Below are 5,486 nucleotides of genomic sequence, written 5' to 3' on the forward strand. Positions count from 1 at the left end.
TTTCTTAGACTTTTCTTGACCGCCAGTCCAGCCCGTTGACAGACGGGTGACTCTTTCGTGAAGTCGCGAACCTGGGGATTCAGGCGGCTATCGATCGGTCTGCAGCGGCCATATTTCAGAATCCAAACGGGTCCGCCTGTACCAGCTGATAGCTGGGCAAAGCAGTGTCCCGATGACCGTTCAATTAGGGCCGCGGTTCTACGCGCGTGCATAGGCCAGTCGGGATACACTGCCAACCAGCATGGCGCGACGGGCCCGTGCTACACCAGTCTCAACGGGATACACACGGGCCCGGGAGACACGCAGATGTGACACTAGTCTCCACCATTTGGTTGTTGCCACACGCCGCTGAGTATCCGAAAGTGCCGTCCCACCGGGCGGCATTTTTCGGTTAAGCCGCTCAGCGTCCCGACGGATGCAGCCGCAGGCCGGCGGAGGTGCCGATGGGCTCCCGTTGGCCGCCCGAGTGCACGATGTCGGTACCGTGCACCGTGAGCTGGCTGGCATGCGCGCGCAGCGCATCCGTCACCAGGCCCAGGTGCTGGGGCAGGTCGAACCACTCGCCATCCACGGCCGGCCTCTCGAGCACCTCGGCGAACGGTGTACCGGTGGCGGCGCTGGCCGCCAGTGCGGCTTCGTGGGCGCGCACGTGGTCCGGATGCCCATACCCGCCGCCGTCGTCGTAGCTGATCACCAGCGATGGCCGCAGTACCGCGAGAAGCGCAACGAGGTCCTTGGCAACCTCGGCCAGCGACGCCATCGAGAGGGCGTCCTCGGCGGCGTCCGGGGCGGGGCCGGCCAGGCCGGGCCGGATCCACATCATGCCCGAGTCGCGGTAGCGGCGCGGGGCGAGTCCTTGCACGCGAGCCGGTTGTTCACCCAGCCAGAACCGTTCGGTGACGCCCAGGATGCGCGTGGCCCTGGCCAGTTCCCGCTCGCGTTCCCGCGCCAGCTGCGCCGTGCCGGCCAGCGCCGTGAGTGGGCCGGCCACCACTTCGCCGCGTTCGCCGCGGGAGCAGGTGACCAGGTACACCTCGCTGCCCCTGGCGACGTATTCGGCGATGAGCGCCCCGGTCGAGATCGTCTCGTCGTCGGGGTGGGCGTGCACGAACAGCACCGACCCCTGGCTGTCGAGAAGGCTCACGAGCTGACCGGAACCGGCAGAAGGGCGCGGTACACGTCGAGCAGCGCAGCGGCCGAACGGGCCCAGTCGAAGATCTCGGCGCGCGCACGAGCGGCCACCGACAGCCGGCTGGCCAGCTCGGGGTTGCCGAGCACCTCGGTGAGGGCCTCCGCCCAGTCACGAGGGTTGCGCGACTCCAGGATCAGGCCGGTGTCCCCGGCCAGCACGGCCTCACGGAGGCCGCCGGTGCCCTGTGCCACGACGGGAACGCCGCTGGCGGCGGCCTCCAATGCCACGAGGCCGAAGGTCTCGGAGTGCGACGGAATCAGCACGACCCTGGCGTTCCGGAACAGCGCGGCGAGATCGACCCGCGAGCGCGGCCCGACGAAGCGCACGCCGTCGGCAATGCCGTGGACGGCGGCGAGCCGGGTGAGTTCGTCGATGTACCCCTCGTAGTCGGCGGAGGCGTCACCCGCGATCACGAGTTCCGGGCGCAGGGGAAGCGGCACCGCCGCCACCGCTTCGATGGCGAGGTCGAGCCCCTTGAGCGGCTGCAGTCGCCCGGCAACGACCGCGTAGCCCCGCTCGGCCGCGCCGCGGGCCGGCGGCCGCGTGCGGGGGTGGAAGAGGGAGCCGTCAACGCCGGGGTGCACGACGGTGATGCGCTCGGGCGATCCACCCAGCCGCTGCACCACGGTCTCGGCCTCGGCGGCGCTGACCGCCACGATGGCATCGGATTCGCGGGCGAGCCAGGCTTCGCCAGCCATCCGTCCGCCGGACTCCGGGCGTTCTCCGTCCGAAAGCGGGGTGGTGGCGTCGGCGGCGATGGAATGGAAGCTCTGCACGTGCGGCACGCCGAGGCTGCGGGCGAGTGGCAGCATCGCCATGCCGGAGAACCAATGGTGGGAGTGGATGACGTCCCACGGACCGAGCGCGGCCGCGCGGCAACGGAACTCGTCGATGAAGCCCTCATGATCGCCCTTGGGCACCGATGTGAGTGGTCCGGCGTCGAGGTAACGCACGGTGACGCCCGCGGCGAGACGACGCGCGGCTGGCATGTCGGGGGAGGAGCGGCGGGTGAGGATTTCGACGTGGTGGCCCAGGGCGGCCATGGCCTCGGCCTGGTGCCGGACGACCACGTTCATGCCGCCGGCGTCACCTGAACCGGGCTCCGCGCCGGGAGACGTATGCAAGGAAACCAGGGCGATGCGCAAGGGTGCGGTAACGGGAGACACTACAGAATCTTAGGACATCGGCGGATGCGTATGATGAGAGCCAGTTGTGTACAGTGTCCGCTTGCGGCCGGGTCTGGCCTCAGCGCATCCGGTGGGGGTCTTGTGCACGAAATCCTCAGTGGCTGCTGGCTCCGGTGATGCGCGGCTGGGCGGCGAACCTGGAGCGGAAAGTCGCCGGTATCCCCAGCCCCCGGGACGCTCCGCAGGTGCACTCCGCGGGCCTGGACAGTGCGCGCATCCTCATCGTCGGTGGCGGCGCAGCGGTCGGCTGGGGCGTGCTCAGCCACACCCTGGGCCTGCCGGGCTCGCTGGCCAGGGCGGTGTCGGCCCGCACCGGCCGCGGGACGGATGTCGATGTGATCGCCCGCTCGAGGATGACGGTGCGCTCGGCGCACCGCCACATCGACTTCGACACCCTCCATCGCTATGACGCGATAGGGCTCACCCTGGGAATCGGCGATGCCGGCCGGCTCACGTCACCGCGCGCGTGGCGGCACGACCTGGCCCGGCTGCTCGAGCGCCTCCGGCATTCCAGCGCCGGCGGCACCGAGATCTACCTGGCCGGAATCGCCGCACTGGCTTCGCTGCCGATGTTTCAGACGCCGCTCGGTGCGCTGGCCGGGTCGCAGGCCCGTGCGCTCAACGACGCGAGCATCCTCTTCTGCGCGGCCACGGATGGGATCACCTTCGTGCCGCTGCCCAGCACTGTGGCGTCGGCATCCGGCCGGTTCCGGTCCGCCAGCGACTACGACGTCTGGGCGGACACCCTCGCCGCCCGGATGGCCGCACGCCCGAGGAGGTCGAGGACGCCAGGCATCGGGCCCTGCTGGCACTGAACCTGCTCGACACCGCCCCCGAGGATCGCTTCGACCGGATCGTCGCCCTGGCCAGGTCCTCCCTGGGCGCCAGCGCGGCCGCCTTCACCGTGCTCGACGGCGACCGGCAGTGGCACAAATCGATGGTGGGCCTGAGAGTCACTGAGATTCCGCGAAGCTGTTCGTTCTGCACGATCACCGTCCTCGAACCTGGGGCCCTCGTCGTACCGGATGCCCTCCTCGACGAGCGGTTCACTGACAACCCGCTGGTCGTCTCTGGGCCCCGGCTGAGGTTCTACGTCGGGTTCCCCATCGAGTCCCCGTCGGGGGAGCGCATCGGGGCGCTCTGCGTGTACGACGAGACCCCCCGCTCCGCCGAGACCGTCGACGTGGTGCTGCTTCGGAACCTGGCCCTCGTGTTGCAGAACGAACTCTGGCATCCGCTGGAGACGGCTGACACTGATGCCAGTGGGGCCGAGGCCGCCCCGGAATGATGGGCCCGACTACCGCCCGGCGCCGGCCAGAGAGCCGCTGACCGGGCCGGTCATATCGCCGATCAGGCAGTGCACCACGATCTCGACCGACTCGGTTCCGGTGTTCTCCGGCGGGACCAGGTAGGTGTAGCCGAGGTCGGACGTCGCGTTCGACGACAGGCCGAGGAACGGCCCGAACGCGGCGCCGCAGCCCTCCTCGGCGGCGGCCACGACAGCGTCAGGGTCCCCGCCGGCGGCCGGACCAGCGACGGTGAGGACGGAGTAGACCTCCCAATCGTGCGCCTCGGCGCACGGCACGACGTCGACGCCGGCCAGGATGTCGCCGGACACGGCATTGACACAATCGCCGACGGCAAGGGTGGCCGCGTCGGCGCCGTCCACCGCGAGCGGCCCGGCCTCGGACGGAATCAGCGCCTCACCGGCACTGCAGCCGGAGAAGATGGCGAGGGCTCCACAGAGCAGCGCGCAGCGGAGCAGCCGTACCGCGGACGCCGGGGGAGTACTCATGCGCGCAGCATCGGGCGGCGTCGGTGCGCGCCGGCTCAGGCCGTCGGGGTGGCGATCGCGGCCAGCGCGACCTGGTGCAGCCGGCCGTTGCTGGCCAAGGCGCTGCCGTGCCACGGGCCGTCCCGGCCGTCCACCGAGGTGAAACGGCCGCCGGCCTCCTGCACGATGGGTACGAGCGCGGCCATGTCGTAGGGCTGCAGGTCGAATTCGCCGGCGATGTCGAGGTGCCCCTCGGCGAGCAGCATGTAGGACCACATGTCTCCGTACGCGCGGGTGCGCCAGACCTGACGAGTGAGCGACACGAGGGCGTCCAGCCGACCGGCGGCATCCCACTGCTGGATGCTGCCGTAGCTGATCGACGCGTCGGCGAGGGCCTCGACACTGGAGACGCGCAGGCGCTTCGGTAGTGCGTCCGGGAAGCGCGCGTCGGCCGACCAGGCACCGCCGCCGACGGCCGCCCACCAGCGCTTGCCCAGCGCGGGGGAACTGACCACGCCGAGAACCGGAACCCCGTCGATGGCCAGGGCGATCAGCGTGCCCCAGATGTTGATGCCGCGCAGGAACCCGGCGGTGCCGTCGATCGGGTCGAGAATCCACTGGCGGGTGGTCGAACCGGCGGTGCCGTACTCTTCGCCGAGGATCCCGTCGGCGGGGCGCCGCCCGGCGAGGAGGGTGCGGATGGCGCGCTCGACCGCCTGGTCGGCATCCGTGACCGGAGTGCGGTCGGGCTTGGTGGTCACGATCAGGTCGAGAGCTTCGAAGCGGGCCATCGAGATGGCGTCGGCGGCATCGGCCAGCTCCAGCGCGAGGGTGAGATCGTCGGCGAGGGTGGGCTGCGGGGTCTCGGTCACGCTCCTCAGAATAGTGAGTGCGCCCCGACACGCCGATATCGGCCTTCGATTGGCGCGGGGCCGGAATCTGATGGTAATGTCTCATGTCGGCGGGGGAAAGTCCCGCCGGAAATACGCACCTCTAGCTCAATTGGCAGAGCAGCTGACTCTTAATCAGCGGGTTCCCGGTTCAAGTCCGGGGGGGTGCACCAAAAACCCCCTCTCATCAGGCGTTTACAAAATGAGAGGGGGTTTCCTTTTGCCCCCAGTCAGGATTTAGTCAGGATGACTTTCTGACCTAGGTCTCGCTCTCGTGCGTCAGATACAGCACTGGCTACGTCGTCCAGACGGTCAGGCCACAGGTGCCGGTAGGTGTTCAGCGTCATCTTCGCGTCGGCATGACCCAGCATGCGCTGGATCACCTTCACATCGGCTCCAGCTTCAAATGCTCGGGATGCCGCAGATTGCCGGAGGCTCTGCGC

At 69.4% G+C, this 5,486-nt stretch carries 7 protein-coding genes and 1 tRNA gene; 3 read left to right on the forward strand and 5 right to left on the reverse strand.

Annotated features, from left to right (window positions below; all coding sequences use genetic code 11):
• Positions 1-400: 400 nt before the first annotated feature.
• Positions 401-1,144, reverse strand: coding sequence for a PIG-L family deacetylase (locus JWP54_RS04745; protein ID WP_297368034.1), 744 nt, complete (start codon positions 1,142-1,144; stop codon positions 401-403).
• Entirely contained in the window at positions 1,141-2,268 is a 1,128-nt protein-coding gene (locus JWP54_RS04750; protein ID WP_297368038.1) for a glycosyltransferase, read from the reverse strand. The genes JWP54_RS04745 and JWP54_RS04750 overlap by 4 nt, the downstream gene beginning before the upstream one ends.
• A 227-nt stretch (positions 2,269-2,495) precedes the next feature.
• Here JWP54_RS04750 and JWP54_RS04755 point away from each other — a divergent pair, with 227 nt between their 5' ends.
• Both JWP54_RS04755 and JWP54_RS04760 read left to right on the forward strand, forming a co-directional pair.
• Positions 2,496-3,194, forward strand: a complete 699-nt coding sequence (locus JWP54_RS04755) for a GDSL-type esterase/lipase family protein (RefSeq protein WP_297368052.1) — start codon at positions 2,496-2,498, stop codon at positions 3,192-3,194.
• A gap of 2 nt (positions 3,195-3,196) precedes the next feature.
• Positions 3,197-3,667 (forward strand): GAF domain-containing protein, encoded by a 471-nt coding sequence (locus tag JWP54_RS04760; RefSeq protein ID WP_297368049.1) that lies wholly within the window; start codon positions 3,197-3,199, stop codon positions 3,665-3,667.
• Between the two features lie 9 nt (positions 3,668-3,676).
• Here JWP54_RS04760 and JWP54_RS04765 read toward each other — a convergent pair whose 3' ends face one another.
• Together JWP54_RS04765 and JWP54_RS04770 are read right to left on the reverse strand one after the other, a co-directional pair.
• Positions 3,677-4,174 (reverse strand): hypothetical protein, encoded by a 498-nt coding sequence (locus JWP54_RS04765; protein WP_297368041.1) that lies wholly within the window; start codon positions 4,172-4,174, stop codon positions 3,677-3,679.
• A gap of 35 nt (positions 4,175-4,209) precedes the next feature.
• Entirely contained in the window at positions 4,210-5,025 is an 816-nt protein-coding gene (locus tag JWP54_RS04770; protein WP_297368043.1) for an inositol monophosphatase family protein, read from the reverse strand.
• 115 nt (positions 5,026-5,140) lie between these two features.
• Between JWP54_RS04770 and JWP54_RS04775 the strand changes: the two genes are divergently transcribed.
• Positions 5,141-5,216: transfer RNA gene (locus JWP54_RS04775), tRNA-Lys, on the forward strand.
• A gap of 57 nt (positions 5,217-5,273) precedes the next feature.
• On the opposite strand, the gene JWP54_RS04780 is transcribed toward JWP54_RS04775, so the two are convergent.
• Positions 5,274-5,486: tyrosine-type recombinase/integrase (locus JWP54_RS04780; protein ID WP_297368046.1), on the reverse strand; the 213-nt coding region annotated here is incomplete at its 5' end.

Origin of the sequence: Cryobacterium sp. (assembly GCF_025463825.1) — a bacterium.
Taxonomy (GTDB): domain Bacteria; phylum Actinomycetota; class Actinomycetes; order Actinomycetales; family Microbacteriaceae; genus Cryobacterium.